This window comes from Granulicella arctica (genome assembly GCF_025685605.1).
GTDB classification, from domain to species: Bacteria; Acidobacteriota; Terriglobia; order Terriglobales; family Acidobacteriaceae; genus Edaphobacter; species Edaphobacter arcticus.
In genome coordinates this window covers 365,079-390,816 of sequence record NZ_JAGTUT010000001.1, presented here as the reverse complement: position 1 = coordinate 390,816, position 25,738 = coordinate 365,079, and the positions used below count along the sequence as shown (strand labels likewise).

Genomic DNA, 25,738 nt, shown 5'->3' with positions numbered 1-25,738 from the left:
TGCCGAGAGTATCTCTTTCGAGACCATACGCAGGAGATTGCGCACTCGTTGTTTCCGGCACAAGGACCGGCTGTGGGGACGCATGTGTTGGAGCTTGGCTGCGGGCCGGGTTTTTATGCCTGTCGATTCGCCCAGGAGTACCCCCAGATCACGACCACGGGGATTGATCTTTCGAAACGTTTGATTGAGCGGGCAAAGTCTCGGGCGGCTAGCCGATCGCTCAATAATTGCAATTTTTTTCACGGAGATGCGCAGTCGCTTCCGGAGCTCTTCGGGCCGATTGATGCGATTATTGTGTCGCGACTGTTTTTGATTGTGCCGAATAAAGAGGCGGTGCTGGCGGAGATTCTGCGGGTGCTGCGGCCGGGCGGGCGATGCTTTATTGCGGAGCCGACGTCGGGGTTTCGGACGCGCCTGCCACTAAGCTGCATGTGGCTGCTGGCTCGGCTGACGAGCAGCCCTGCGGGTAAGTATCGGGAGCCGCAGCAGGCGGATGTGATGACGCGGCCGGACTTTTCGGCGCTGGTGGAGTCGCAGCCGTGGGCTTCGGTGAACCTGGAGTATGACGGCTGGTATCAGTATGCGGTGTGTACGAAGGCTGAGGAGGCTGCGGTTCCTGCGGTCAGTCGCGATGTGACTTGGAGCGCTGCTTAGCCGATGGGGTATCCAATTCTAGATCTTGCTGAGAGTGAAGCTGCGCGTGGCGGGGTGTGCGCCCTTGCGGTAATGGCGAAGGCTCCGCGGGCGGGCAAGGTGAAGACGCGGCTGGCTCCTCCGTTGACGTTGGAGCAGAGTGCGGCGTTGAACATCTGTTTTCTCAAGGACACTACGGAGAACATTGCGGGGGTGTGTGCGGGTGGCAGGGCGGCGGGGTTGATCTCGTATACGCCGGTTGGGGATGAGGCGCTATTTGACGGGATTCTGCCTGAGAGTTTTGCGCTGGTGGGGCAGCGGGGGGATGGGTTTGGGGAGCGGTTGCTGGCGGCGGCTGAGGACATCCTGGCATGTGGATTTGGGGCGGTGTGCCTGATCGATTCCGATTCGCCTACGGTGCCGGCGGCGGCGTTTGAGCAGGCAGTGGCGGAGCTTGCGCGGGATGGCGACCGCATCGTGATCGGTGGTTCGGACGATGGTGGGTACTATCTGATCGGGCTGAAGCGGGCGCACGCGGAGGTGTTCGAGAACATTACATGGAGCACTGGCTCAGTGTATGCGGAGACGATGGCTGCTGCTGCTGCGGCGGGGATTGAGGTTGTTGAACTGCCGCTCTGGTATGACGTCGATGATGGGGCTACGCTGGCGATGTTGGCGGGGGAGCTTCTCGATGGGATGCCGCCGAGTTTTGCCACGATGGCGGGCTATCCTGCGGCGCACAGCCGGGAGTTTCTGCAGGAACTATCGGCTGACGGGGGTGCGTTTTGACGGTTCTCGCGCCACAGCACTGGTCGGCTGCAAGAGCATGGCATACGAACGCTGTGCTGGTGGCGATTGGCTCTGGGCTGCTGCTGCTGACGCGGCAGCTGATCAGTGAGAGTGATCACTTTACGATTGGGAACTCCGGTGTTTCGGGCTGGTCCGTCATCCTGTTCGCAGCGGCGGTGTGGCTGATTCTTACGCAGCCGGTCGACCGGTTTACATTTCCTATTATCCTTACGGTCGCGACTGCATGCCGGTTAGTGGTGGTGTTTCCGGAGCCGTTTCTCTCGTCGGATGTGTATCGGTATGCGTGGGACGGGGTGGTGCAGCACGCGCATATTTCGCCGTACCGGTATGTGCCGGGAGATAAGGCGCTGACGTTTCTGCGTGAGCCGAATCAGGATCTCTTCGACAGCATGAACCGGCGCGACTACGCGCATACGATCTATCCGCCGGCGGCGCAGTTTATCTTCTACCTGATCACGTTTATCAATCCAAGTGTGACGGCGATGAAGACGGGCATGATCTTGTTTGAAGGCCTGACGATGTATGGGCTGGCGACATTTCTGCGAGAGCTTGGCGTGCGGCGGGAGCAGTCGCTGCTGTATGCGTGGTGTCCGCTTCTGATCTGGGAGATTGGCGAGGCGGGACATCTGGACTCGGCTGCGATGGCGTTCATCGTGCTGACACTGTTGGCTCGGTATCGGAAGCAGGCGGTGTGGACGGGTGTGTTTCTGGCGGTGGCGATCCTGATCAAGCTGTATCCGGTGGTGCTATTGCCAGCGCTGTTCCGGCGCGGCGAGTACAAGATGCCCGCGGTGGTGGCGGCGATCGTGGCGTTTGGGTATGCGTGCTATTCGAGTGTGGGCGTGCAGGTGTTTGGCTTCCTGAATGGCTATGTGAAGGAAGAGGGGATGCAGACGGGTGCGCGGTACTTTTTGCTGGAGCTGACGCAGCATGTGCCGGGGCTGCATACGCTGCCGACCGTCGCCTTCCTTGCGTTTTGTGCCGCGGTGTTTCTGGCGATTTTTATCTGGGCGTGGCGAACCTGCTGCCGGACGGACATTGCCGATGGTGATCATCTCGGCTATCAGTTCGGACTGCCTGCCGAAGCGGAGTTTCTGGTGCCAGCGATCTCGCTTGCCCTGGCGCTGATGCTGCTCTTTTCGCCGCACTATCCCTGGTATGTTGCGTGGCTGATTCCTTTTCTTGTACTCATTCCCAGTCTTACGGTGTTCACGTATAGCTGTGGCTTGTTCTATCTTTGCTACACGGCTTTGGCTACAGGCTATGGTGCACCGCAGTTTCAGCTTAATGAGATTTTGTATGGCAGCGTGCTGATCGCCTTCGTCGTTGAGGTTGCGCTTCGCCGCTGGCCGCTTTATAAACACGTCTTTCCCGCAGTCATCGCGGAGCCGCACCGACTTGCTCCACTCGAGGTCCAGAGGCAATCATGAGCACACTTCTACCAATCCTTCCGCCATCCGAACTGCTTGATCCGAATCGCGATACGCTTACTCCCGCTGCCCAGCAGGCCGAGGAGGAGAAGAATGCGATGCGGCGCTACTTTCAGAAGCCGGGTTCGCAATCGGAGCTGACCTCTGTCGCTGAGCAGGAGCCGGTGTGTCTGTATCTCGAGACGACGAATCGGTGCAACCTGCTGTGCACGACCTGTCCGCGAACCTATGAGCAGCTGGAGCCCGAGGCGGATATGCCGTGGGAGCTGTTTACCTCGCTGATCGATCAGTATCCGAACATTGCGCGTGTCGTGCTGCATGGCATCGGCGAGCCGATGCTGGTGAAGGACATCGCCCAGCGGGTGAAGTATCTGAAGGATCGCAACATCTATGTCCTCTTCAACACGAATGGCACGCTGCTGAATGACACCAACGGACGGGCACTGATCGAGGCGGGGCTCGATGAGTTGCGCGTGTCGCTTGATGCGGCAGAGTCTGAGGTCTTCCAGATGGTGCGGGGCAAGGACTTCTTCGACAAGATCGTGGCGAACGTTGCGAACTTTACGCAGCTGCAGCGAGAGTTGAATGCGCCCAAGCCGCGCGTGAGTCTATGGTTGACGGGGCTGCGGGAGACGGTTGATCAGCTTCCCAACTTTGTGCGGCTGGCGCACTCGGTCGGCGTGACTGAGGTGTATCTGCAGCGGCTGGTCTTCTTTGACGATCCGATGAGCGACAAGTCGATGGCGCGGGCTGAGTCGGCGCTCTTCGAGCATACGACTGAAGGGGAAGAGGCGCTGATCCGCGAGGCTGAGGCAGTGGCGCTGGAGCTTGGCGTGATGTTCTCGGCTTCGGGCGCGACTGATCCGGGCGAGTCAATCCGGATGCAGCGGACGGACAATCCCTGGTCGCTATGCCGACGGCCCTGGTCGCTGATGTACATCACGGCGAACGGGCGGGTGCTGCCGTGCTGCATCGCGCCGTTCAGCATGAAGGGCTATGGCAGCTTTACGCTTGGCGACGCGACGCAGAGTTCGCTGCGCGAGATCTGGAATGGGTCGGAGTACCAGCGGTTTCGAGATGGTCTGCTGACATCTGCACCGCCGCCTGCCTGCAGCAATTGCGGATTGCGATGGAGCCTGTAACGGTAGGATGAGCAGATGAACCGAGCAGCCAGAGGAATCATCTTCTACATCTTCTTTGCGCTGTATGTCTTCTACAACCTGGTGTGGATTGAGGGACTGGGCTTTACGTGGAATAAGAACGATACCTATATAGAGGCGTGGTTTATAGGGTTGTGCTTTGCTGGAGACATCGTACCGTTGCTCATCGTTCCCTATCGACTTCGCATCGGTCTCATCCTGATCGCAGCGGTAATTGTAGCCAGCCTTTCGCTTGGTAGCCTTTCCCATATGCTGAGCATCTACGCCGTGCTGATGTGGTTTGGGCCGAAAGCATTACTCATCGCGATTGCCGTGTGGATGGAGAGAGGCAGAAGAGTGGACTATCTTGCCTGAGCTTCGTATCTCCGTCATTATTCCTGCTTTGAACGAGCATGAATCGATTGGCCAAGTGGTCGCTTCGATGCCTTGGAATCTAATTGCCGAGTGCATCGTTGTGGACAATGGTTCGACCGATGGTACGGGGGCGATTGCGGCTGCGCAGGGTGCGCGGGTGATCACGTCGCCGCGAGGCTATGGTGCGGCGTGCAAGGCGGGGTCGGATGCGGCGCTGGCGACCAGTGGGATTCTGGTCTACATGGATGGGGATGGCAGCGACATCATTGCGGACCTTTCGCGGCTGGTGGCGCCGATTGGGAGCGGTGAGGCGGACTTCGTGCTTGGGTCACGGATCAAGGGAGATCGCGAGGCAGGATCGATGCTGGGAAGCCAGGTGTTTGCGGGTCACTTCGTCGGCCTGCTGCTGAGGATCTTTCAGGGCGTGCGGTATACCGATATGGGACCGTTTCGGGCGATTCGCAGAACGTCACTGGAGCAGTTACAGATGTCCGAGATGACGTATGGCTGGAATCTTGAGATGCAGATCAAGGCGGCGCAGCACAGGCTGCGGATTCGCGAGATCGTGGTGGACTATCGGCGGCGCATCGGGGGGACGAGCAAGGTTTCAGGGGATCTGGCTGCTTCGATGAAGGCGGCGGTACGGATCCTTGAAGTACTTTTCCGCACAGGATTATCGCGACATCCGTAAGGGTCCCGGCTATACTTGCGACGACGATTCAGAATGTCCCGGAGAGCCTTATGCAAAGCCGCATTCTTGGTACCACGATGCCTGTCCTCGAGTTTGCGCTGGGGCAGAATGACGCGATTGTCTCGGAGGCGGGCGAGCTTTCGTGGATGTCGGCCACGATTCAGATGACGACGCACACGCAGATGGGTGGGGGCGGCGGCTTCTTCGGTGCGCTGAAGCGTGTGGCGGGCGGCGGGTCGCTCTTTATGACAGAGTATCGGGCGATCGGCGCTCCGGGTGAGGTGGCGTTTGCGACGCGGGTGCCGGGGCATATTGTGCCCGTCGACGTGAATGCGAACCAGGAGTACCTTGTGCATCGGCATGGTTTTCTGTGTGCCACGCAAAATGTGAATCTTGGTGTCGGATTTCAGCAGTCGCTGGGCGCGGGCATCTTTGGCGGCGACGGCTTTCTGCTGCAGAAGCTTACCGGCCAGGGAGTTGCGTGGCTGGAGCTTTCGGGAGAGGTGATCATCAAGGACCTGGCGCCGGGCGAGTTGCTGCGGGTGCATCCGGGCCACGTTGGCGCATTTCAGACGAGTGTCAACTTCCAGATCGCGCGCATCCCGGGTATCAAGAACATGATCTTCGGCGGCGATGGTATCTTTCTCGCTGCGCTGACAGGGCCGGGTCGTGTGTGGTTGCAGACGCTGCCTATCTCACGGCTGGCGCACCAGCTCCAGGAGTACATGAAGGTCGAGCGGGTGCAGCAGACAGAAAGTGGAGTTGTGGGCGGATTGGTGGGTTCAGTGCTTCGCAACATGCAGTAGCTGTTGACAGGAGAAACATTCAACGTTTTGGGATGCCAAGTTACCAAAGAGTGAGCTTCGGTTCGTCTGAGAATTGATACTCTCTGGGAGTTTGGAGCGCTTCCCCTCGCCTTGTGTATCGCTGTTTCAGGGAGAAACGGTCCTTCGTACGAGAATTTCGTCCAGAGGCAACCTGATGAGCTCAATACCTGCAGCACGTCCCAACGATATACCCAGCACGTCCACGACCCGACAGTCTAAGGGCACTTCGCAAGCCGAACAAGTGTCCGAATCAACCTGGCTTCGGAAGCTGACAGCGGCTGTTTCCTGGTACCGCCATGCGGTACGCGATCCTGAGACGCCCGAAGAGAAGGCGGAGTGGCTGCAAATTTCCTTCTAAGCGCACCGTTATAGAACGGTGCGACGCTTGAGAAAGCCGAAGCAGCTATCCTGTGAAGGTATGCTTCCTTTTCTAAAGTTTGAACACGTCAGCGTCGCTCGCGGCGAGACAGTTGTTTTGCACGACGTCAGCCTGAGCATCAACCGCGGCGAGCACATTGCTATACTGGGACCGAATGGCTGTGGCAAGTCTACGCTGATCAAGGCGATGACTTGCGAATGCTACCCCCTAGTCCAGCCGGAGACAACGGTCAGCATCTTTGGCCGGTCGCGGTGGGACCTGACTGAACTCAAGAAGAAGCTGGGCGTCGTCTCGGCCGACCTACCGGGGGAGCCGACGCGGCGGACAACCGGCTTCGATGCCATCCTTTCTGGATTTTTCTCGAGCAGCACTCTTTGGCCCAACCTGACGATTACGCCAGCGTTGCTGGCACGCGCCGAAGAGGTGCTGGTTCAGGTGGATGCTGTTGCGCTGCGCGACAAGCAGGTTGGTGGGATGTCGGCGGGTCAGCAGCGGCGCATTATGATTGGCCGGGCGCTGGTTGGCTCTGCGGACATGCTACTGCTCGATGAGCCTTCGAACGCGCTCGATCTTTCTGCGCAACGAGACCTGCGGCTGTTGCTGCGGCAGCTTGCCCAGCAGGGAACCGGTATCCTGCTGATCACACACCATATCGCCGATATCCTGCCGGAGATGGACCGTGTGCTGATGATGCAGGAGGGTCGGATTGTGGCAGATGGGCCGAAAGAGGAGCTGCTGACGGCGGTTCGATTATCAGACCTTTTCGATACCGAAGTGCAGCTTGAGCAAAAGGAGGGCTTCTACCACGCGTGGTGAACTGTGGAAGTACCCAGCGCTGTGATTTTGTCTTCGTCTCTGAAGAGCAAAGAGTGAAGCTTTAAGTGGTCCCGGCACGTCGAAAGAGCATACGCACAGGAATGATGAGCGCGGCTCGACCTGTTTGGCTCTGCAACTGCCCTAACGTATAGAGGCTCAGGAGAAGTTTTCATGTGGATTGTTCGACTTGCCCTGCGCAGGCCTTACACGTTTGTTGTATTTTCGTTGCTGCTGTTGATTCTGGGCCCGATCGTCATTCTTCGTACACCGACGGATATCTTTCCGAACATCGATATCCCTGTCGTTTCGATTATCTGGAACTACGCGGGGTTGTCGCCGCAGGAGCTTGGGAATCGCATTGTGACGCCGTTCGAGCGGAACATGACGACGACCGTGAGCGATATCGAACACATCGAATCGCAATCGCTGACGGGCATTGCGGTCATCAAGGTCTTCTTCCAGCCGGGCGCGAATGTACCGTCGGCAGTCGCTGAAATCACGGCTATCGCACAGACGGCACTGCGCCAGTTGCCGCCGGGCACGACGCCTCCTCTCGTGATCACCTACAGTGCTTCGAGCGTACCGGTGCTGCAGCTTTCGCTCTCGGGGCAGGGCATCTCGGAGCAGCAGTTTAACGACATTGGTACAAATTTCATCCGTACCCAACTGGCGACCGTACAAGGTGCATCGATACCGTTTCCGTATGGTGGCAAGCAGCGGCAGGTGCAGGTCGATATCGACAGCCAGGCGTTGCAGGCCAAAGGACTCTCGCCGGTCGACGTGGTGAATACGTTTAGCGCGTCGAATATTATTCTTCCGGCTGGAACGGCGAAGATCGGGACGTATGAGTACCAGATCGAGACGAACAGTAGTCCAACCACGATCCAGGAATTGAACGATCTGCCGATCAAGACGATCAATGGTTCGACAGTCTATGTCCATGACGTAAGCCATGTGCGCGATGGTTTCCCGCCGCAGACGAACATCGTGCGCGTGGATGGACAACGATCTTCGCTGGTTACAATTCAAAAATCTGGAAGCGTCTCGACCCTTGACATCATCAAGCGGGTACGCGAAAAGCTGCCGTTGATCGCGAGTTCGCTGCCGCCCCAGTTGCGGATTCAGCCACTGGCGGACCAGTCGGTGTTTGTACGCGGCGCGATCAACGGTGTTGTGCGTGAGGCGCTGATTGCCGCCGTCCTGACCGCGATCATGATCCTCGTCTTTCTGGGAAGCTGGCGCAGTACGATCATCATCGCGGTGTCGATCCCGCTGTCGATCCTTGTGTCGATCATCACGATGAGCGCGCTGGGCGAGACGATCAACATCATGACCTTGGGAGGGCTGGCGCTGGCCGTCGGCATCCTTGTGGATGATGCGACGGTCGAGATTGAAAACATCAATCGCAACATCGAACTCGGCAAGGACACCGAGCAGGCGATTCTCGACGGCGCAACGCAGATCGCCATTCCGGCCTTCGTCTCGACGCTTTCAATCTGCATCGTGTTTGTCCCCATGTTCTTTCTCAGTGGTGTGGCACGCTACCTCTTCGTACCACTTGCAGAGGCAGTCGTCTTCGCGATGCTTGCGTCGTACTTCCTCTCGCGAACGATTGTGCCGACGATGGCGAAGTACCTGCTGCTGCCCCACTCCGAAGAGGCCGAGGCTGCGAAGAAGACGAGCAGAAATCCTTTCATCGTCTTCCAGCGCGTGTTCGAGCGGAACTTTGAGAAGCTGCGGTCGGCATATCACGGCTTCCTGGCGATCTGCGTTGCGCATCGTCCGGCCTTCCTGCTGTGCTTCTTCGGCTTCTGCTTTGTGTCGATGGGCGTGCTCTACCCGTGGCTTGGGCAGGACTTTTTCCCGACGGTCGACAGTGGCCAGTTCAAGCTGCATGTTCGGGCACCGACGGGTACGCGCATCGAGGAGACAGCGAAGCTTTGCGATGAGATCGACCAGGAAATTCGGCGGATGATCCCGAAGTCTGAGCTGGTGACGATCATCGATAACATCGGGCTGCCGTATAGCGGACTGAATCTTTCCTACAGCAACTCAGCGCCGATCGGCTCTGGTGATGCGGACATCCTCGTCACATTGAGCGAGGACCATAGCGCGACGATGCCGTATATGCAGGAGCTGCGGCGGAAGCTGATTACTCAGTTCCCGGGTTCGACGTTCTATTATCTGCCGACCGACATCGTCAGCCAGATCCTGAACTTCGGCCTTCCGGCACCGCTCGATATCCAGGTCGTCGGAAACGATGTACAGGCGAACCGTGACTATGCGGAGAAGTTGCTCGCGCAGATTCGCCACGTTGCGGGAACGACGGATCTCCGTATCCAGCAGCCATTCGATGCGCCGAACTTTACGGTCAAAGTGGATCGTACACAGGCGCAACAGGTGGGCTTTTCACAGAGGGACGTTGCGGGAAACCTGCTGGTGACGCTAAGCGGCAGCTTCCAGACGACACCGTCGTATTGGCTCAATCCATTGAATGGCGTGAGCTATAGCGTGGCGATCCAGGAGCCGCAGTACGATCTGCAGAACCTGCAGGACCTGCGGAATATTCCAGTGACTGGAGCGAATGGCGCACCCCAGATCCTCGGCAATCTGGCGGCGATCAATCGCGGAACAGAGCCGGGAACCGTAAGCCACTACAACGTGCAGCCGGTTATCGATATCTACGGCGCGGTAGAGGACACCGATCTTGCGAGCGTAGCTAAGTCAATCGACAAGATTGTGGCCGATAACAAGAAGGGTCTGCCGCGCGGCTCGCAGGTAATCGTGCGTGGGCAGATTCAGACGATGCGGACGTCGTTCGTTGGGTTAGTCGGCGGCTTGTTCTTCTCGATTGTGCTGGTGTACATGCTGATCGTGGTGAACTTCCAATCGTGGCTTGACCCCTTCATCATCATCGCGGCGCTTCCCGCTGCGTTGTGCGGCATTGTCTGGCTCCTCTTCCTGACGCATACGCGGATCAGCGTGCCTGCCCTGACCGGATCGATCATGTGCATGGGCGTGGCGACGGCAAACAGCATTCTCGTGGTGAGCTTCGCACAGGAGCAGATGGAAAGTGGCATGAACGCGGTCGAAGCTGCGCTTTCAGCCGGGTTTACCCGCTTCCGCCCAGTGTTGATGACAGCTCTCGCGATGATCATCGGCATGATCCCGATGGCGCTGGGGCTGGGCGACGGCGGCGAGCAGAACGCTCCGCTTGGCCGCGCTGTGATCGGCGGCCTGCTGCTGGCTACGGTAGCCACGCTGACCTTTGTTCCCGTCTTCTTCAGCATGCTGCATCGCAACGATAAGGGACCTCAGCAGATAGCAGACGAATCCGAACTGTAGTCTTAGAATGTGGAGAACGAGCAATGAGTAGCGAATCGAAGCACACCACCGAAGGCGGCACCTCCCACGAGTACGGCCACGTTGAGCCGCCTGCGACCTCGACGAAGCGCGTCGGCCTGGTGCTGCTGATTGTGGCGATTGTGGCCGTAGTCCTTGCTGTGACGGGCATTCTGCCGCGCATCCATGCCGAGAAGAAGCTGGTCGCCGATACGAACGACGCTGCGATTCCGCAGGTGCTCGTGATCAAACCCAAGGAGGGCGCACCGGCACAGGAGATCGTGTTGCCGGGCAACATGCAGGCCTTCCGCGATGCGCCTATCTATGCGCGGACGAATGGATATCTCCGCAAGTGGTACGTGGATATCGGCGGTCGGGTGCGCAAAGGACAGTTGCTTGCGGTGATCGATTCTCCTGAGGTCGACCAGCAGCTTACGCAAGGACAGGCCGATCTGGCGACGGCGCAGTCGAACCTGCAGATCGCGCAGACAACGGCTAATCGCTACACCGATCTATTGAAGACGAAGTCCGTTTCGCAGCAGGAGACGGAGAATTTTCTGGCGGACGCACAGGCCAAACAGACGATGGTCCATTCCGCTGAGGCGAATGTGCGACGTCTGCAGGAGTTGCAGTCTTTCGAGAAGATCATGGCACCCTTCGACGGCGTGCTCACTGCGCGCAATACGGATGAAGGGCAGCTTATCAACGCGGGCAATGCGAGCACCGGCACGGTTCCCGGAGCGAATGGACGGGAGCTATTCCATATTGCCGCGATTGACACGCTCCGTGTCTTCATCAATGTGCCGCAGATCTACTCGCGTGACGCGAAGCCTTCGACCGAGGCGGACCTGACGCTGACGCAGTTTCCGGGCCGCAAGTTTACCGGCAAGCTGGTGCGGAACGCTAACGCGATCGATCTTGCAACGCGCACCTTGCTGGTCGAAGTGGATGTAAAGAATGCGAGTGGGGAACTGCTGCCGGGTTCTTACGCGGAGGTTCACCTGAAGCTTGAAAAAGGTGCGCCGACAGTGATCCTGCCGGTAAGCTCACTCATCTTCCGCTCTGAGGGGCTACGGGTGGCGACACTCGAGGGCGATCATGCACGTCTGGTACCTATCGTGTTGGGTCGCGACTTCGGGACGCAGGTTGAGGTTGCATCCGGTCTGACTGCCGACCAGAATGTGATCGACAGTCCTCCGGATTCGCTGATCGATCAGCAGCAGGTAAAGGTGATCCACGGCGCGAGCCCGGGGGCTCCGGCCACGGGCAAGTAGCGCGGTCCTGATGCAGGAGATTCGCCAGTACGTAAGTGCCGACCTCGATCAGATGGTGGCGCTGGACGACGAGTGCTTTGCAGAGGAGTTTCGGTTTAGCCATCCTATGATGAAGCGCTTTGCTGAGGCTCGTAATGCGCTCACCCTGGTTCTCGACTCGGAGGACGGTGGGCTGCTGGGCTTCATCATCGTGCACATCGAGGGCGGCCCAGATGGAGGGTTGGGGTACGTGGTGACGCTGGATGTCGCGGCTGCTGCACGCCGCCATGGTGTTGCAGCAAGACTGATCCATGAGGCAGAACGTCGCGCCGAGGTAAAAGGGGCCTTACGGATGATGTTGCATGTCTTCGTCCAGAACGAACCGGCCATTCGCTTTTATGAGCAACGAGGGTATCGCATGATCGGTCTCGAGCCGGAGTTCTACGGTGGAACCGGCATGGACGCTTATCTATATTCGAAGAGCATTCAGGGCGAGACTGCACCGTAGTTCATCCCTGTTTCAGGTCGGTCTACTTCTTGCCGAAGACGTCGCCCATGCGGCGGATCTGTGCGCCGACGCCCCGCAACTTCTCTTCAAGCCGCTCGTAGCCGCGGTCCATGTGATAAACGCGGTCGAGAATGCTCTCGCCATCGGCGACCAATGCTGCCAGCACCAGTGAGGCAGAGGCGCGGAGATCCGAGCACATCACTGCCGCGGACTGGAGCGAAGTCTTCCCGCGGATCGTTGCCGTGCGACCCGAGACGGTGATGTTAGCGCCCATGCGGATCAGCTCCTGCACGTGCATGAAGCGGTTCTCAAAGATGTTCTCCGTGACGGTGGTGGTGCCTTCCGCCTGCGTGGCGAGCGCCATGAACTGCGCCTGCATGTCGGTGGGGAAGCCGGGATATTCTTCGGTCGTGATGTCGGATGCGGTGAGTTGTCCACCGGAGCGGACGCGGATGTTGTCCTTGCCGACGTCGATGCGGACGCCGCACTGCTCGAGCTTTGCGATCAGGGAGCCGAGGTGCGCGGGTTCGCAGCAGTCAACGTTCAGGTCGCCGCCGGTGATGGCTCCGGCCATGAGGAAGGTTCCGGCCTCGATGCGGTCGGGATTGATCCTGTGGCGCGCTCCATGGAGCCTGGCTACGCCCTGGACCCGGATGGTGGAGGTTCCAGCTCCCTCGATATTTGCGCCCATAGCGATCAGGAGCGTGGCGAGATCAGTGACCTCAGGCTCGCGGGCGCAATTTTCAAAGAGCGTTTCGCCTTCGGCCAGCGTCGCAGCCATGAGGAGGTCTTCGGTGCCCGTTACAGTGATCTTGTCGAAGACGATGTGGGCGCCGCGCAGACGGTCGGTGCGGGCCTCGAGGTAGCCGTGATCCTGCGTGATGGTCGCCCCCATCGCTTCAAGACCCTTGATGTGGAGGTCGATGGGACGGCCACCGATGGCGCAGCCGCCGGGCATGGCGACGCGGGCGATTCCGGTGCGGGCGATCAGCGGGCCAAGGACGAGCGAACTGGCACGCATCGTCTTGACGATCTCGTACTTGGCGACCGGGTCTGAAAGGATGGCGCACTTGATGTGGGTACGGTGTTGGGCGCGGCCGTAGCCAAGCTGCACCTCGGCACCCATCGAGGTGAGGAGCTTGCGCTCGGTCTCGATATCCTGAACCTGGGGGATGTTCTCGAGGATGACCTCGTCTTCGGTGAGGATGGCGGCGGCCATGCAGGGCAATGCGGAGTTCTTCGCTCCGGAGACTTTAATGGTGCCGAGAAGGGGGTTGCCGCCGCGTACTACAAACTTGTCCATCCGATCATTCTACGGGGAATGTAGAGATCGGATGGACGGGGTGAGTGCTCGAAAAGGTACAGCCTGTGGAACGCTCGGTCAAAGCTCCAGGCGGGAGTCGTCGATGGCGAGCCGGACGTTGCCGTCGGACTTGGTGAGGCGGCGGACGGCCTCCATCTTGTCGACGTTGGCCTTTAGCATGACGACGGCAATCGGAATCGATTTTCCGGCAGATTTGATGCTGCGAATGGCCGTGTCGCGGTCGATGGCGCAGACCTTCATAAGGACACGGATGCCGCGCTCGACGAGCTTAGCATTCTTCATGTGGACGTTGACCATCAGGTTGTCGTAGACGTAGCCGAGGCGAGTCATCGCGCCAGTGGTAATCATGTTGAGGATCATCTTCTGAGCGGACGACGCCTTCATGCGCGTGGAACCGGAGATGACCTCGGGACCGACCTCGGCGACGATCGTTGTATCTGAGACCTCGGCGAGGGCGGTGTTGAAGTTGCAGGTGATAGCTGCCGTCTTTGCACCGCGGGCGCGTGCATATTCGACTGCGCCCACTACATAGGGCGTCAGACCGCTGGCCGAGACGCCGATGACGATATCTTTCCGCGTCGGGCGGCGGCGGGCGATGTCGCGCTGGCCGATCTCGGGGGAGTCCTCATTTACATCCGAGGCGGAAGCGAGGGCTTTTGGCCCACCCGCCATAATGTATTGGACTTGCGATGGCGCGGTGGAGTAGGTTGGTGGGCACTCTGAAGCATCGAGGGAGGCGATGCGGCCACTCGAGCCGGCACCGACATAAATTAAACGGCCACCATCGCGCAGCGAGCGGGCTACCGTATCGATCACGATGGCGATCTCGGGCAAAGCCTTCTTTACCGCTGCGGCGACCTTCGCATCCTCATGATTGATGATGCGTGCGATCTCAAGCGCCGATTTCGTATCGAAGCCTTCAGAGGCTGCATTCGATGTCTCGGTCGTTAGGATCTTGAGGTCAATGGGATTTCGTTCGTTAGGCTGCTTTGGTGAGGTCTGTTCCGTCATCGTGAGTGTTGCCATATAGCTCCCGCCGGTCTATTGCCATTCTAGCCTTTTGTGACTGGGATGCGCGAGTTGCATATCGCGCGGGGTTACCCAGCCTGTGCGTGAAGTGCCTATCTTCTAACGCACGATCAAGCCGACCGGATGCTTGGATGGGCTATGCGCTACAAGTATTGCCTATGTCGCTGATAGTACGCGCCATTTTCAAATATGCAACAACCAGATTCGCCTTTGTTTATTCAAAGGATCAACATAGCTCTCCACGTTGGATGCCATTTTTGACTGTGATGGTCTTTTGGTCAGGCCATTAGCGTCAGGCGGCAGAACACGCAAACGCGTTATCTTTTTTAGGTCGAATAAATAAGGAACGCTTCCGAGTAAAGCAGTGCGAAGAAAGAGAACCGCAGCAATCCCTATAGTATCGACACTAGCGTTGACTGACATGAATGGACTGCGCACAATGTGGTTGCTGAACGTCTAAAGAATGTACATGCGTAGTTCGCAGGGTCGGAGTGAGTAAGGATTTGAGCATGACGGATGAAGTACAAGGAAGCGAGGCTGGAGACAGCAGACCAGTGCAGCGCAGCGGGATGCATTCGTGGCTGCGCGATTTGATGGTGTCCATCGTGGTCTCGGCCTTCATCATCATCTTCCTCTACCAGCCGGTACGGGTCGAAGGCACGAGCATGCTGCCGGTCCTTGAGGATCAGGACCGCCTCTTCATCAACAAGATTGCCTACCGGGTCGGCTCGATCGCGCCTGGGGATGTCGTCGTCTTTCTTTACCCGCATGATCATTCGAAGAGCTATATTAAGCGCGTCATCGCTGTACCTGGAGACGACGTCCGCATCGACCAGGGTAAAGTCTTCGTCAACGGCAAGCAGCTACATGAGCGGTACGTTCCCGTCCGCTATCGCGACGAGCGTTCTGAGGCGGAGATGGTCATTCCGAAGAATGAGTACTTTGTCATGGGAGATCATCGGTCGATCTCCAGCGACAGCCGCGATTTTGGGCCCGTCGACCGCGAGTTGATCTATGGCAAGGCGGCCTTCGTGTATTGGCCCATGGGTCAGATGGGCGTAGTTCGCTAGACGAAGTTTTCATCCGGCCACAACTACCTGTGAATGCAGTGCATCCAAAACGAAATGTTGAGTCAATTCAAGGAGCGCACGTGAGCCGTCGTCTGGGAAGCTGGATTTTAGGTCTTATTGTTGCTATCGTTCTGGTTGGGGCCGTTACCCCGGCAGACGCGCAGGTTATCGTTCGCGTAGGACCACACCACCGTCGTTATCACCACCATCATCGCTACTATCGTCATCGCGGCTACCGCCGCTAGAGATTGCGTGTGGTAAGGAATGCCCTCAGCCTAAACAGTTGGGGGCATTTTCGTTTTCGGTGGCTACTTTTTGCCGCCCGTGTTCCGGACAGAGTTGTGAATCAGTTGGGCGAATGACTTGGCGTCGAGGCTGGCGCCGCCGACGAGTGCGCCATCGATCTCCGGCTCGACCATCAGCTTGGCGATATTCTCCGGCTTGACGCTGCCACCGTAAAGGATGCGAATCGCGTCGGCGCGATGCTGTCCTAGCCTCGCAGCAACCTCGCGGCGAATGATTCCGTGAGCCTCTGAGACCTGATCGGGTGTAGCCACGCTGCCGGTGCCAATAGCCCAGATCGGTTCGTATGCGATGACGATGGGTGCGGCGTATTCGGAACGGACGCCATTCAACGCGCAGGCGATCTGCCAATTCAGTACAGCTTCAGTAAGCCCTGCCTGCCGCTTCTCCTGCGATTCACCCACGCAGACGATCGGCACAAGATCATGGGCGAGCGCGGCCTTCAACTTCCAGTTCACCATGTCGTCGGTCTCGTTTGCGTAGATGCGGCGCTCGGAGTGGCCGAGCAGGACGTGCGTGCAGTTGATGCTGGCGAGCATGGTCGGCGAGGTTTGACCGGTGTATGGTCCCTCGTTCAGCCAGTGCATCGTCTGTGCGCCGGCGGAGACATTTGTCCCCTTCACGGCCTCGATGACGTAGCCGAGCGAAGACATGGTCGGGAAGATCGTAATGTCATGTGCGGTGTGGTCGCTCATCAAGGGCAGGAACTCGTTCAGGAATGCGAGCGACTCCTTAGGCGTCTTGTACATCTTCCAGTTTCCGGCGATCAGAGGTTTGCGCATGGATGCTTAGTATCCCATCTCCAGGGATGCGTTGGGAAGCCGCACGGTTAGACTGCCAATGCTGAGGATTCGCGCAGCATGCGCAGATGATGGGTGAGATGGCCTGCGGTCACGAAGGCAAGCGCCCGCACGGTGACGACATGGCCGCTCACCTCACCGGTACGCATCCACGCGGCAGCAGGCAGGTTCTGGAAGAGCGAAAGCGTTGCGCGACGCAGCCGCTCAAACTCCTCAAGGTGCGAGGCCCAGGGAATCTCGTTGGACTCGGCTGTGAGGACAGCCTGATCCTGTTCAAAGCTGGGCAGCGGTGCACCCAGTCCACGCGCCAGCCAGAGGGCGCGGAAGGTGAAGATGCGCTCCGCGTCGTTGATGTGGCCGAGCTTCTGCCGAAGCGTCCACTTCTCCGGCGCGTAGGGCTGCAGCGAGGTCTCCTCCGTGTAGCCGGAGAAGGCTTGTAGAGTCTCGCCGAGCTGCTCGTTCAGGATCGAAAGGATATCCTCCCCGACAACCTGTTTGACGTACACGAACTGGAACGGAACAACTTCGTGCGATTCGGGGCGACCGATGGATGGTGTGATCATTTGCGTCCAGTATTCCACGTTGGCTGCTATCCAGCGTTGGTAACAGCTTCGGAGGGTAGTTTGCTTATGAAAAGGTCAGTTTCTCTCGCGACATCTTCTCCATTCGATAAGTGCGAAAAGAGAATGCCACGCCTGCAATGCTTAAATTTATCCAAGGTGTCTGCACCTTCATGTCAGATACCTTCTGTCGCTAATGCGCGTAGGAAAAGATGCCGCAGAGATTGGCATTACCGCCGAGGGCCTCGGTGGTGAAGAGAGGCGGCGTCGCGTTTGAGAAGAAGGCGATCTCGAGCTGTTTGCCGGAGACATAGGTGGCCATCCACTGCGTCTCCTCGACGCCACAGATGGTGTTCTTGTGCAGGAAGCGCTTGTCCGCCGGAATGCTCAGGCGATAGAGGTGGCCGGTTCCCGCACCCGCTTCGGAGTCGCTGAAGGCGGCCAGGATCTCGGTCGGCGTGAGCGAGCGGATCTCGGCTACGGTGATGCTGAGAAAGTTGATCATCAGCTTCTCATTACCGAAGGCGATCTCTCCTGTGATCGATTGAGCGGTCTTACTCGAAGGCCGCCAATTGCCCTTCTCCTGCGCCATACCCTGATGCGCGTAACTGAGTCCCAGCGCTAAGAAAATTGTGAGCAGCGTTCGTAGCTTGATCATTCGGCTTACTTGTCCTTCTCGCTCAACGCAGCGACGCCCGGCAGCACCTTACCTTCAAGGAACTCGAGCGAAGCACCGCCGCCGGTCGAGATGTGGGTGATCTTGTCGGCGAAGCCTGACTTGTGGATGGCCGCGACGGAGTCACCTCCACCGACTATCGTGGTGGCATCATTGTTGTGCGCCACGGCGGAGGCAATTGCATTCGTGCCATGCGCAAACGCCGGTAGCTCGAAGACGCCCATTGGGCCGTTCCAGAGCACGGTGCGGGCGTCGTCAATCTCTTTCGTGAAGAGTTTAATGGTCTTCGGGCCGATGTCGAGCGCCATCCACTCCGCAGGGAATGCGCCGGTGCCGGTGAAGCTCTGGGTCGCCGCATCGCCCGCGAACTTGTCAGCAAGAATATGGTCGATCGGCAGCAGGAACTTCACGCCGTTCGCCTTGGCTTTATCGAGCGCCGCCCTGGCGATGTCGATCTTGTCCGTCTCTACCAGCGACTTGCCCGTGGTCTGGCCCTGCGCGTTGAGGAAGGTGTACGCCATGCCGCCGCCGATCAAAATCGCATCGGCCTTCTCAAGCAGGCTGTCGATCACTTCGATCTTGTCCGAGACTTTGGCCCCGCCGATGATCGCCACGAAGGGCTTATCCGGTTCGTCCAGCGCCTTGCCAAGGTACGTCAACTCCTTCTCCATCAGCAGGCCAGCGGCGGACTGCGTGACGAAGTGCGTGATGCCTTCGGTCGAAGCATGAGCGCGATGGGCTGCTCCAAAGGCGTCGTTGATGTAGATGTCGCAGAGGCTGGCAAGCTCCTTTGCGAAGGCGGGATCGTTGGCCTCTTCCTCAGCATGGAAGCGCAGGTTCTCAAGCAGCAGCGTCTGTCCGGACTGGAGGTTGCTGGTCAACTCCGTGGCAATCTCACCGACGCAGTCCGGGGAGAAGCCGACATTCTCATCCTCGTCCAGCACATGGTCGAGAAGGTCGCGAAGATGGTCGACCAGGTGACGCAGGCTCATCGACTCGGCCGGCTGGCCCTTGGGACGACCCAGGTGCGAGGCGAGAATGACCTTCGCCTTCCGGCGCAGTGCATACTCAATCGTTGGGATGGTCTCGCGGATGCGGGTGTCGTCGGTGATCACGCCATCCTTTATCGGGACATTGAAGTCGACACGGATGAGAACGCGTTTGTCAGCTAGTTCGAGGTCGCGGATGGAAAGCTTGGCCATGATGGAAAGGATACGCGAACGGCCCGCCTCTGCGTTTAGCCGATCCCCGGCGTATAGGCGTCCGCCTCGATCTCGACCTTCCACGCGGGATCGAGCAAGGCGGCAACCACCACCATTGTGGCAGCAGGCCGGACGATCGAAAAGAACTTGCCATGAATGCGCGCGACCATCTCCCAGTCATCGACGTTGGTGAGGTAAACGCGGGTTCGGTAGACGTGTTCGATGGAGCTACCCGCCTGTTTGAGCGCGGTGGCGATCAGAGTGAGGCATTGATCAGCCTGCTCGGCAGCGTCGCACTGCTCAGACCCCCCCGGGCCGGTGCCTGAGACGTGGACGTGGTTGCCAATCCGCACGGCCCGCGAAAAGCCGATGACAGATTCGAAGGGGCTGGCGCCCGAAATGTTGGATCGATCGCTCATGCTCGATTTGATGTGGACGGGACACCATACGTTTCAAGTCCAACGAATGGCCTCTGAACGGTACACACTGGCAAGTTCGTCGAGCCGGGTGTATCAAACTGCAGCAGCCTTTCGCAGCGCAGCGTTCTCAGCCTCGAGCTTTGCGAGTCTCTCCCGAAGGGGTCTCAAAACTGGCTCCAACTCTTCAGCGGTGTAGCGTGGTGTGATGTGCTGCGGGCAGTTCCAGTCGAACGCCTCGACGTGGATCAGGATGGCGCGCTCGACCACCGCTCCCCGCTCGGCAGTTCGGAGCGATTCGATCAGCGCCGGCGCCTCGGCATCATGCTCGTGGACCTCGATCCGGCCAAGAACCTTCAGGCGTGTCTGGTTCGGATAATCTATAAAGAAAAGCGCGACTCGCGCGTCATGTTCAAGGTTGCCAAGGCTGATGTACTGCTTGTTGCCGCGAAGATCCGCAAAGCCAAGCAGCCCGGGGCTCAGCACATGGACGAAGCCCTTCGGCCCGCCGCGATGCTGAATATACGGCCACCCTGTCTCGCTGACCGAGGCCATGTAGAAGCTGTCCCGCAGCGCGATGAAGGTCTCTTCCGAGACGCCGAGCCTGCTGCTCTCCGGACCAGCCTGCTCCATGCGGTCATACTGGCGTCGGCTGCCGTGTTGCTGTTGTTGTGCTTTGACGAGGGGCGTAAAGGCTAGTTCATGGAAATGATTGCCCATGACTTCGTACTCGATCCCGGCAGGTAGACACGCTGCCTGATCTTGAGATTACTGGAAGCCGCAGAGGATTCACTTATTCGACGTCACGTATGATCGAGAGACTTCAGGGGACAGCCAACATGTGCTTTTCAGCGACGGCGAACTTTGTTGGCAGCGGTGTGCTCGGTGCCATTGGGGTTGCGACGCTGGTCCGCGTCAAGCATCGTCGCGAGCTACTCTTCGCCTCATTGCCGCTCCTCTTCGCTATCCACCAGTTCATCGAGGGATTCGTCTGGCTTGGCCTTGACGGGACCCTGTCGCAAACCGTCGCGCACAACGCCGGTGCTGCCTTCATGCTTTACGCCCAGGGACTTCTCCCGTTCCTCATCCCGCTCAGCGTCGTCTTGTTTGAGCCGACACTCCTGCGCCGCCGCGCCATGCTGCCCTTCGCCATCCTCGGCTCGGCGCTTGCGCTGTACATGCTTTGGGGTCTTACGGCGTATCCGCTGCAGGTCTACGCGCAGGAGCACAGCATCGTCTACGTGAACGCCGCGACCAACCAGACGTGGATCGCCGTGCTTTACGTCATCGCCACCTGCGGCTCGCTTTTTTTCTCGAAGATCAAGGAGATGGTCATCTTCGGAGCGGCGAATCTGACGATCCTAATCACCGTGATAGCAGTCAAGCGATACGCCTTCACGTCAATCTGGTGCGCCTACGCGGCGATCGCAAGTCTCATCATCTGCTTCTATCTCCTGCGTAGTGGAACGCACAGGCCGTTCCACTACGCGAAGACAGTCTGACGGCAACGGCTAGGGCGTAATCTGGAGCTTCTTCAGCTCTTCGTCCATCTTGGTCGAGATTTGATCTTCATTCTCGCCTGCTGCGGGGTCGTTGCCCCAGAGCTGCTTGCGAGTCAACGCATCGACGAGCAGGTACTCATACTGAAGACCGCCATCCTTATCCGCTCGGATGCTGCGTTTCATCGCATAGACGCAAGTATCGAGAGTTGGCGAGTAGTAGGTGTTATCCAGAAACGGTCCATTGGGAAGGTTCTCCCATTTGCCCGATGCCGATAGCTCGGCACACTCCACACGCTTGCCGAAGGTACTGGTATCGGCCTTGTCGTGGTGGTCATCATGGGTACAACCGGCGAGCGCCGGGATGAGGAGAAGAAGGGCGAATCGTACACGCATAGTTTGTCTCCTGAGAGTTTGATGCTTGTGGGGCCGACTAGCTGGCACGCAATCAAGCTTTCAGTAGTTTATGGAGGGCGGTGTAGCCGACGGCCGCGGATTTCATTGCAGGCATGTTAGCAAACGGCGGCTCCTGCTCAAGGAAGAAGTGCCTGATACCGGCCTTCCTTGCTGCGGCAACGATGGTGCCGTAATCGATGCTGCCCGTGCCGAGTTCCGTCGAGACAGGTGCATCCTCGCTCATCAGTGAAGTCACAGGATGGGTCAGGTTTTTAAAATCCTTGACGTGGATCATAGCGAAGCGACCGGGATTCCTGCTGAAGTACGTGCCGGGATCGACGCCGGCGGCTTTCATCCAACCACAATCAGCCTCGAACCTCACCAGCGACGGATCGGTCGCTGCAAGCAGAATGTCGTAGCCGCGCTGCCCGTTGTCGAGTTGCCGGAATTCAAAGTTGTGATTGTGATACGCATACTGAAGCCCGGCCGCCTTTGCCTGTGCGGCGACGGTGTTCGCCAGTTCAGCAACGCGCTTGAAGTCGTCGACAGACATCGTATTGAGCAGCTTCAGCACAGGAGCGAAGCCTTCCGTCGTCGAGACAGAGTGTGGCGGGAGCACCGAACTAACCGCGTACGTGGCGCCCAGAGCCTTGGCGTCATCCAGCAATTTGCCAGTATCGCCCATGCCGAAGCCAACATGGGCGCTCGGAACCGTAAGCCCGGCAGCATCAACAAGCTTCCGGAAGTTGGCCGCGGAAAGGGTGCCAGTCCCAGCCGTCTCGACCTCTCGGTAGCCAATTGCGGCCAACTGACGGAGGGTGCCCGCAGGGTCCTTGGCCAAGTCATCCTTGACCATATACAGCTGGATGCCCGCCGGAAGATCCACTGTCTGCGCCCATCCTTCAGGCCGGACAAGGGTGGCTAAGGTGCCAGAGGCAAGGAGCGATAAAGCGCGACGACGAGTGAACAGGATCGGATTCGACATGGTGACGACGACCTCGATGGAGCGCAACTAGAGTCGAAGCATAGACGATTTGGCCAAGGTATGTCCCGCCTCCCTTCAAGAATGGCGGGACATGCCTACTCAGAGGAGTCCGAGTTACAGACCTTTTTGAACCAGGAACAGGATCAAATCCTTCACGCGGCTCGAATAGCCCCACTCGTTGTCGTACCAGCTGATCACCTTGCCCATGTTCGTCCCGACCACCTTCGTCAGCTTCGAATCCACGATCGAGGAGTAAGGATTGCCACGGAAGTCGCTCGACACGAGCTCCTCATTTGTGTAGCCGAGATAGCCCTTCAGCTCTCCGCTCTCGGAAGCCTTCTTGAGCGCCTCGTTGATCGCAGCAGCCGTGATCGGCTTCTCGCTGGTGAAGGTCAGGTCAACGACCGAGACATTCGGTGTAGGCACGCGCATCGAGAAGCCGTCCAGCTTGCCGTCCATCTCAGGAATTACGAGCCGCAGGGCCTTGGCAGCGCCGGTCGAGCTTGGAATCATGGAGAGGGCAGCGGCACGGGCGCGGCGCAGATCCTTGTGCGGCGTATCGAGGATGACCTGGTCGTTGGTGTAGCTGTGGATCGTCGTCATAATGCCCGAAGCGATCCCGAAGGTGTCATGGATCACCTTCACCAGCGGAGCCAGCGCGTTTGTCGTGCAGCTCGCATTGGAGATGACGTTGTGCTTTGCCGCGTCGTACTTATCGTGGTTCACGCCCAGGACGAGCGTCAGGTCCTCGTTCGAAGCCGGTGCGGAGATGATGACCTTCTTGACCGTGGCGCCGAGGTGGGCCTTCGCCTTGGTGGCGTCCGTAAAGAAGCCCGTCGACTCGACGACAATCTCCGCACCGACCGACGCCCAATCCAGCTTGGCCGGGTCGCGCTCAGCGAATACTTTAATCTTTTTGCCATCGACGACGATGAAGTCCTCGCCGGAGGTGATCTCCTGCTTGAGGTTGCCGAGGATCGAGTCATATTTGAGCAGGTGCGCGAGCGTGGCCGGGGTGGTCAGGTCATTCACGGCGACAAACTCGATATCAGGATTGCCAAGAGCGGTGCGGAAGACGTTGCGTCCGATGCGGCCAAAGCCGTTGATGCCAACCTTTACTGCCATAAGTCGTAGAGCTCCTGTCCGTGTGTTGCGTGTGGCCCAGCGTTCGACGGGCTTCCTCCCACTATAAAGGGTTGGGCGCGAAGCCGCTGAACGGGCAGGCACCCTGTCCGTAACGAACTACCGTGAGCGCGATCTACCTGCCGTGGAAGCCGAAGAACTCAGACCGGAGCCCGTCCTCATAGAACTTCTTGGCGGCGTGCGTCTTCTTGCGTGCGTCCTCTTCTGTGAAGCAGGCCTTCTCCCACGCATCCAGATCCGCAACCGAGTGCTCGACTGACGCCAGATCCTCCTCGTGCTGAATAGACTGCTTCCATACCTCGACCGCTGCTTTATAGGCTGCCTGACGTTGATTCAGCTCTAAAGTTCCGATCTCCATGGTGTCACCTCACCGGTCACCGTACGCCAGCAAGATCACAGGACCGTGTACGACATCCGGCCCGCAGGAGTACCGGAAAAGGTGCGGCCATTTGCGGCAGCCTTCCGTCGGATGTTATAAGCACCCTATGCGCGACTTGCGCGACTGGATACGCGAAAAGATGAGACGACGTCCCCGACGTGGACCGAATGAATCGGAGTCCACTGGAAAGATTGGGCAGGAGCTTCCTGCAAATCAACTGGCACCACTGAGGCCGACGTATCCGGAGGCAGCCCCCACACGGGAGTCCGCCCCCGAACCCGAAACCCCGGCAGCACCGGAAACCGCAGCGGCACCCGCGCCACCGGCAGCCTTCACGCCAGCCGAACCCGAAACACCCGCTGCCGAAAAGCAGATGGTCATCGAGACTCAACCGGAGCATCTGAATACGCCCCCGGCAGAGCTCATGCCCGTTACCAAGAAGTCGCCGCGAGGCTATGTTGTACTCACCATTGGGCTTCCGGGATCCGGTAAGACGACCTGGTACAAGCGGCGCGGCGTCACCCCGCTCTCGAGCGACCTGCTCCGCACGCTGCTCTTCGACGACATTACCGACCAGCGCTATCAAGGCTTGGTGTTCTCGACGCTGCGCTCGCTGTTGCGCGCGCGTCTGATCGCCAAGATGCCGTGGAACTACGTGGATGCGACGAACCTTTCGCCCCACGAGCGGCGTCAATGGATCAAGATGGCGAAAAGCTTCGAGTACGAAGTGCAGGCCGTCTTCTTCGACGTGCCGCTCGCCGTATGTATGGAGCGCAACTCGAAACGCGAGCGTCAGGTTACCGACGAAGTGATGCAGAGGATGGCAGAGCGTCTCCGTCCCCCGGCCTTCAAAGAGGGCTTTGACAAGATTACGGTCGTGCGCGTCAAGGGTGCAGCCGGAACGGAACCAGATACTTCTGCTGCCCTGGAAGGGGACGCTTCCGCCAGCCCCGAGGCGGCACTCTAAGTAGTTGTTGTAAGCACATCAAAACAAAGGATTGCCCATGGTCGGCGTAGAGTTCGCGAAGGTGAGCTATACATTGGCAGATGGGCGATGCCTTTTGCGCGACGTCTCGTTGCAGCTTCAGGAAGGAACAACGACAGCCCTTCTTGGGCGCAGCGGTTCTGGCAAAACGACTCTCCTGCGCATGGTCAACGGACTTGTCATGCCGACTGCTGGACAAGTTTTCATCGAAGGAAAAGCTGTGGAAAACGGCGACCTAACCGCGCTGCGCCGTTCAATCGGCTACGTCATTCAGGAGAACGGACTCTTTCCGCACATGACCGTCGAGCGGAACGCCGGGATGGCGCTTGAGCTTGCCGACCGCCCCAAGTCTGAGATCGCGAGCCGTGTCGACGAGGTCGCGAAGTTGGTCGGAATGGACTTCGAGCAGTTCCGCGCGCGCTACCCTTGGCAGCTTTCCGGCGGCCAGCGGCAAAGGGTTGGACTGGCCCGGGCGCTGGCCACTGATCCTGCAGTTCTGCTGATGGACGAACCCTTCGGTGCGCTCGATCCGATGACGCGGGCCGAGATGCAGACCATGGTGCTTGCTCTCTTCAAGCGCGTCAGGAAGACGGTGTTGCTCGTCACACACGATCTCGACGAAGCGCTCTATCTTGCGCAACGGGTTATCTTTCTTGCCGATGGGCAGGTGATCGCGGACCTACCTGCGGGTGAGGTTCTCCAGTCGCAGGACGAGCGTGTGAGGGCATATGTGCAGGCGGTTCACCGGGCGGTTCCGGCTTGAATAAC

At 58.8% G+C, this 25,738-nt stretch carries 27 protein-coding genes; 15 read left to right on the top strand and 12 right to left on the bottom strand.

Features of this window, described 5'->3' with window-relative positions; genetic code table 11:
• Positions 1 to 48: 48 nt before the first annotated feature.
• The 11 genes from OHL20_RS01625 (at position 49) to OHL20_RS01575 (ending at position 12,203) form a co-directional block, all read left to right on the top strand.
• Positions 49 to 654, top strand: a complete 606-nt coding sequence (locus OHL20_RS01625; RefSeq protein ID WP_396271455.1) for a class I SAM-dependent methyltransferase — start codon at positions 49 to 51, stop codon at positions 652 to 654.
• A gap of 3 nt (positions 655 to 657) precedes the next feature.
• Positions 658 to 1,422, top strand: a complete 765-nt coding sequence (locus tag OHL20_RS01620) for a TIGR04282 family arsenosugar biosynthesis glycosyltransferase (RefSeq protein WP_263381473.1) — start codon at positions 658 to 660, stop codon at positions 1,420 to 1,422.
• Positions 1,419 to 2,873: a glycosyltransferase family 87 protein gene (locus OHL20_RS01615; protein ID WP_263381472.1), complete on the top strand. Its 1,455-nt coding sequence runs from the start codon at positions 1,419 to 1,421 to the stop codon at positions 2,871 to 2,873. Before OHL20_RS01620 ends, OHL20_RS01615 begins: the two co-directional genes overlap by 4 nt.
• Positions 2,870 to 4,015 carry a radical SAM protein gene (locus OHL20_RS01610; protein ID WP_263381471.1) on the top strand — a complete coding sequence of 382 codons (1,146 nt, stop codon included), beginning with the start codon at positions 2,870 to 2,872 and terminating at the stop codon, positions 4,013 to 4,015. The genes OHL20_RS01615 and OHL20_RS01610 overlap by 4 nt, the downstream gene beginning before the upstream one ends.
• Before the next feature lie 15 nt (positions 4,016 to 4,030).
• On the top strand, positions 4,031 to 4,387 hold the full coding sequence (locus tag OHL20_RS01605; protein ID WP_263381470.1) for a hypothetical protein: 357 nt from the start codon (positions 4,031 to 4,033) through the stop codon (positions 4,385 to 4,387).
• Positions 4,380 to 5,078 carry a glycosyltransferase family 2 protein gene (locus OHL20_RS01600; RefSeq protein ID WP_263381469.1) on the top strand — a complete coding sequence of 233 codons (699 nt, stop codon included), beginning with the start codon at positions 4,380 to 4,382 and terminating at the stop codon, positions 5,076 to 5,078. The genes OHL20_RS01605 and OHL20_RS01600 overlap by 8 nt, the downstream gene beginning before the upstream one ends.
• Before the next feature lie 50 nt (positions 5,079 to 5,128).
• Positions 5,129 to 5,884: an AIM24 family protein gene (locus OHL20_RS01595; protein ID WP_263381468.1), complete on the top strand. Its 756-nt coding sequence runs from the start codon at positions 5,129 to 5,131 to the stop codon at positions 5,882 to 5,884.
• Between the two features lie 439 nt (positions 5,885 to 6,323).
• On the top strand, positions 6,324 to 7,100 hold the full coding sequence (locus OHL20_RS01590) for an ABC transporter ATP-binding protein (RefSeq protein ID WP_263381467.1): 777 nt from the start codon (positions 6,324 to 6,326) through the stop codon (positions 7,098 to 7,100).
• A gap of 171 nt (positions 7,101 to 7,271) precedes the next feature.
• Entirely contained in the window at positions 7,272 to 10,445 is a 3,174-nt protein-coding gene (locus OHL20_RS01585; protein WP_263381466.1) for an efflux RND transporter permease subunit, read from the top strand.
• Between the two features lie 23 nt (positions 10,446 to 10,468).
• The gene (locus tag OHL20_RS01580) at positions 10,469 to 11,716 is read left to right on the top strand and encodes an efflux RND transporter periplasmic adaptor subunit (protein ID WP_263381465.1); all 1,248 of its coding nucleotides are present in this window, start codon (positions 10,469 to 10,471) and stop codon (positions 11,714 to 11,716) included.
• A gap of 10 nt (positions 11,717 to 11,726) precedes the next feature.
• Positions 11,727 to 12,203 (top strand): GNAT family N-acetyltransferase, encoded by a 477-nt coding sequence (locus tag OHL20_RS01575; protein WP_263381464.1) that lies wholly within the window; start codon positions 11,727 to 11,729, stop codon positions 12,201 to 12,203.
• Positions 12,204 to 12,225: 22 nt separating this feature from the next.
• Here OHL20_RS01575 and murA read toward each other — a convergent pair whose 3' ends face one another.
• Together murA and murQ are read right to left on the bottom strand one after the other, a co-directional pair.
• Positions 12,226 to 13,506 (bottom strand): UDP-N-acetylglucosamine 1-carboxyvinyltransferase, encoded by a 1,281-nt coding sequence (gene murA / locus OHL20_RS01570; protein ID WP_263381463.1) that lies wholly within the window; start codon positions 13,504 to 13,506, stop codon positions 12,226 to 12,228.
• Positions 13,507 to 13,584: 78 nt separating this feature from the next.
• Positions 13,585 to 14,553: an N-acetylmuramic acid 6-phosphate etherase gene (gene murQ, locus OHL20_RS01565; RefSeq protein WP_263381462.1), complete on the bottom strand. Its 969-nt coding sequence runs from the start codon at positions 14,551 to 14,553 to the stop codon at positions 13,585 to 13,587.
• A 512-nt stretch (positions 14,554 to 15,065) separates the two neighbouring features.
• Between murQ and lepB the strand changes: the two genes are divergently transcribed.
• Positions 15,066 to 15,626 (top strand): signal peptidase I, encoded by a 561-nt coding sequence (lepB, locus tag OHL20_RS01560; protein WP_396271454.1) that lies wholly within the window; start codon positions 15,066 to 15,068, stop codon positions 15,624 to 15,626.
• 308 nt (positions 15,627 to 15,934) lie between these two features.
• Here the strand turns inward: lepB and tpiA are convergent, their stop codons facing one another.
• The 6 genes from tpiA to OHL20_RS01530 all read right to left on the bottom strand — a co-directional run bounded on the left by tpiA (position 15,935) and on the right by OHL20_RS01530 (position 20,303).
• Positions 15,935 to 16,711, bottom strand: a complete 777-nt coding sequence (gene tpiA, locus OHL20_RS01555; RefSeq protein ID WP_263381461.1) for a triose-phosphate isomerase — start codon at positions 16,709 to 16,711, stop codon at positions 15,935 to 15,937.
• Positions 16,712 to 16,758: 47 nt separating this feature from the next.
• Positions 16,759 to 17,292: a DinB family protein gene (locus OHL20_RS01550; RefSeq protein ID WP_263381460.1), complete on the bottom strand. Its 534-nt coding sequence runs from the start codon at positions 17,290 to 17,292 to the stop codon at positions 16,759 to 16,761.
• Between the two features lie 190 nt (positions 17,293 to 17,482).
• Complete coding sequence (locus OHL20_RS01545) at positions 17,483 to 17,947, bottom strand: hypothetical protein (RefSeq protein ID WP_263381459.1); 465 nt, start codon at positions 17,945 to 17,947, stop codon at positions 17,483 to 17,485.
• A 5-nt stretch (positions 17,948 to 17,952) separates the two neighbouring features.
• Positions 17,953 to 19,167: a phosphoglycerate kinase gene (locus OHL20_RS01540; RefSeq protein WP_263381458.1), complete on the bottom strand. Its 1,215-nt coding sequence runs from the start codon at positions 19,165 to 19,167 to the stop codon at positions 17,953 to 17,955.
• A 35-nt stretch (positions 19,168 to 19,202) separates the two neighbouring features.
• The gene (locus OHL20_RS01535; RefSeq protein WP_263381457.1) at positions 19,203 to 19,586 is read right to left on the bottom strand and encodes a RidA family protein; all 384 of its coding nucleotides are present in this window, start codon (positions 19,584 to 19,586) and stop codon (positions 19,203 to 19,205) included.
• Positions 19,587 to 19,679: 93 nt separating this feature from the next.
• A complete protein-coding gene (locus OHL20_RS01530; protein ID WP_263381456.1) occupies positions 19,680 to 20,303 on the bottom strand; it encodes a pyridoxamine 5'-phosphate oxidase family protein in 624 nt (207 codons plus the stop codon).
• Positions 20,304 to 20,422: 119 nt separating this feature from the next.
• Between OHL20_RS01530 and OHL20_RS01525 the strand changes: the two genes are divergently transcribed.
• The gene (locus tag OHL20_RS01525) at positions 20,423 to 21,085 is read left to right on the top strand and encodes a DUF6629 family protein (RefSeq protein ID WP_263381455.1); all 663 of its coding nucleotides are present in this window, start codon (positions 20,423 to 20,425) and stop codon (positions 21,083 to 21,085) included.
• Between the two features lie 9 nt (positions 21,086 to 21,094).
• Here the strand turns inward: OHL20_RS01525 and OHL20_RS01520 are convergent, their stop codons facing one another.
• The 4 genes from OHL20_RS01520 to OHL20_RS01505 form a co-directional block, all read right to left on the bottom strand.
• On the bottom strand, positions 21,095 to 21,478 hold the full coding sequence (locus OHL20_RS01520) for a hypothetical protein (protein WP_263381454.1): 384 nt from the start codon (positions 21,476 to 21,478) through the stop codon (positions 21,095 to 21,097).
• A gap of 52 nt (positions 21,479 to 21,530) precedes the next feature.
• Positions 21,531 to 22,463: a sugar phosphate isomerase/epimerase family protein gene (locus OHL20_RS01515; RefSeq protein ID WP_263381453.1), complete on the bottom strand. Its 933-nt coding sequence runs from the start codon at positions 22,461 to 22,463 to the stop codon at positions 21,531 to 21,533.
• A 114-nt stretch (positions 22,464 to 22,577) separates the two neighbouring features.
• A complete protein-coding gene (gene gap / locus OHL20_RS01510) occupies positions 22,578 to 23,588 on the bottom strand; it encodes a type I glyceraldehyde-3-phosphate dehydrogenase (protein WP_263381452.1) in 1,011 nt (336 codons plus the stop codon).
• A 133-nt stretch (positions 23,589 to 23,721) separates the two neighbouring features.
• On the bottom strand, positions 23,722 to 23,964 hold the full coding sequence (locus OHL20_RS01505; protein WP_263381451.1) for a hypothetical protein: 243 nt from the start codon (positions 23,962 to 23,964) through the stop codon (positions 23,722 to 23,724).
• A gap of 160 nt (positions 23,965 to 24,124) precedes the next feature.
• Here OHL20_RS01505 and OHL20_RS01500 point away from each other — a divergent pair, with 160 nt between their 5' ends.
• Both OHL20_RS01500 and OHL20_RS01495 read left to right on the top strand, forming a co-directional pair.
• Positions 24,125 to 24,952, top strand: coding sequence for an ATP-binding protein (locus tag OHL20_RS01500; protein WP_263381450.1), 828 nt, complete (start codon positions 24,125 to 24,127; stop codon positions 24,950 to 24,952).
• A gap of 37 nt (positions 24,953 to 24,989) precedes the next feature.
• Positions 24,990 to 25,733 (top strand): ATP-binding cassette domain-containing protein, encoded by a 744-nt coding sequence (locus tag OHL20_RS01495; RefSeq protein ID WP_263381449.1) that lies wholly within the window; start codon positions 24,990 to 24,992, stop codon positions 25,731 to 25,733.
• Positions 25,734 to 25,738 lie beyond the last annotated feature (5 nt).

Bases quoted from the DNA above. Each gene is read 5' to 3' on its own strand.
- OHL20_RS01575 (WP_263381464.1), top strand. From the start codon at position 11,727: ATGCAGGAGATTCGCCAGTACGTAAGTGCCGACCTCGATCAGATGGTG.
- tpiA (WP_263381461.1), bottom strand. From the start codon at position 16,711: ATGCGCAAACCTCTGATCGCCGGAAACTGGAAGATGTACAAGACGCCT.
- OHL20_RS01520 (WP_263381454.1), bottom strand. From the start codon at position 21,478: ATGCGTGTACGATTCGCCCTTCTTCTCCTCATCCCGGCGCTCGCCGGT.
- OHL20_RS01595 (WP_263381468.1), top strand. From the start codon at position 5,129: ATGCAAAGCCGCATTCTTGGTACCACGATGCCTGTCCTCGAGTTTGCG.
- OHL20_RS01545 (WP_263381459.1), bottom strand. From the start codon at position 17,947: ATGATCAAGCTACGAACGCTGCTCACAATTTTCTTAGCGCTGGGACTC.
- OHL20_RS01495 (WP_263381449.1), top strand. From the start codon at position 24,990: ATGGTCGGCGTAGAGTTCGCGAAGGTGAGCTATACATTGGCAGATGGG.
- gap (WP_263381452.1), bottom strand. From the start codon at position 23,588: ATGGCAGTAAAGGTTGGCATCAACGGCTTTGGCCGCATCGGACGCAAC.
- OHL20_RS01605 (WP_263381470.1), top strand. From the start codon at position 4,031: ATGAACCGAGCAGCCAGAGGAATCATCTTCTACATCTTCTTTGCGCTG.
- OHL20_RS01530 (WP_263381456.1), bottom strand. From the start codon at position 20,303: ATGGGCAATCATTTCCATGAACTAGCCTTTACGCCCCTCGTCAAAGCA.
- OHL20_RS01500 (WP_263381450.1), top strand. From the start codon at position 24,125: ATGAGACGACGTCCCCGACGTGGACCGAATGAATCGGAGTCCACTGGA.
- murQ (WP_263381462.1), bottom strand. From the start codon at position 14,553: ATGGCAACACTCACGATGACGGAACAGACCTCACCAAAGCAGCCTAAC.
- OHL20_RS01550 (WP_263381460.1), bottom strand. From the start codon at position 17,292: ATGATCACACCATCCATCGGTCGCCCCGAATCGCACGAAGTTGTTCCG.
- OHL20_RS01590 (WP_263381467.1), top strand. From the start codon at position 6,324: ATGCTTCCTTTTCTAAAGTTTGAACACGTCAGCGTCGCTCGCGGCGAG.
- lepB (WP_396271454.1), top strand. From the start codon at position 15,066: ATGACGGATGAAGTACAAGGAAGCGAGGCTGGAGACAGCAGACCAGTG.
- OHL20_RS01535 (WP_263381457.1), bottom strand. From the start codon at position 19,586: ATGAGCGATCGATCCAACATTTCGGGCGCCAGCCCCTTCGAATCTGTC.
- OHL20_RS01505 (WP_263381451.1), bottom strand. From the start codon at position 23,964: ATGGAGATCGGAACTTTAGAGCTGAATCAACGTCAGGCAGCCTATAAA.
- murA (WP_263381463.1), bottom strand. From the start codon at position 13,506: ATGGACAAGTTTGTAGTACGCGGCGGCAACCCCCTTCTCGGCACCATT.
- OHL20_RS01610 (WP_263381471.1), top strand. From the start codon at position 2,870: ATGAGCACACTTCTACCAATCCTTCCGCCATCCGAACTGCTTGATCCG.
- OHL20_RS01585 (WP_263381466.1), top strand. From the start codon at position 7,272: ATGTGGATTGTTCGACTTGCCCTGCGCAGGCCTTACACGTTTGTTGTA.
- OHL20_RS01540 (WP_263381458.1), bottom strand. From the start codon at position 19,167: ATGGCCAAGCTTTCCATCCGCGACCTCGAACTAGCTGACAAACGCGTT.
- OHL20_RS01515 (WP_263381453.1), bottom strand. From the start codon at position 22,463: ATGTCGAATCCGATCCTGTTCACTCGTCGTCGCGCTTTATCGCTCCTT.
- OHL20_RS01525 (WP_263381455.1), top strand. From the start codon at position 20,423: ATGTGCTTTTCAGCGACGGCGAACTTTGTTGGCAGCGGTGTGCTCGGT.
- OHL20_RS01620 (WP_263381473.1), top strand. From the start codon at position 658: ATGGGGTATCCAATTCTAGATCTTGCTGAGAGTGAAGCTGCGCGTGGC.
- OHL20_RS01580 (WP_263381465.1), top strand. From the start codon at position 10,469: ATGAGTAGCGAATCGAAGCACACCACCGAAGGCGGCACCTCCCACGAG.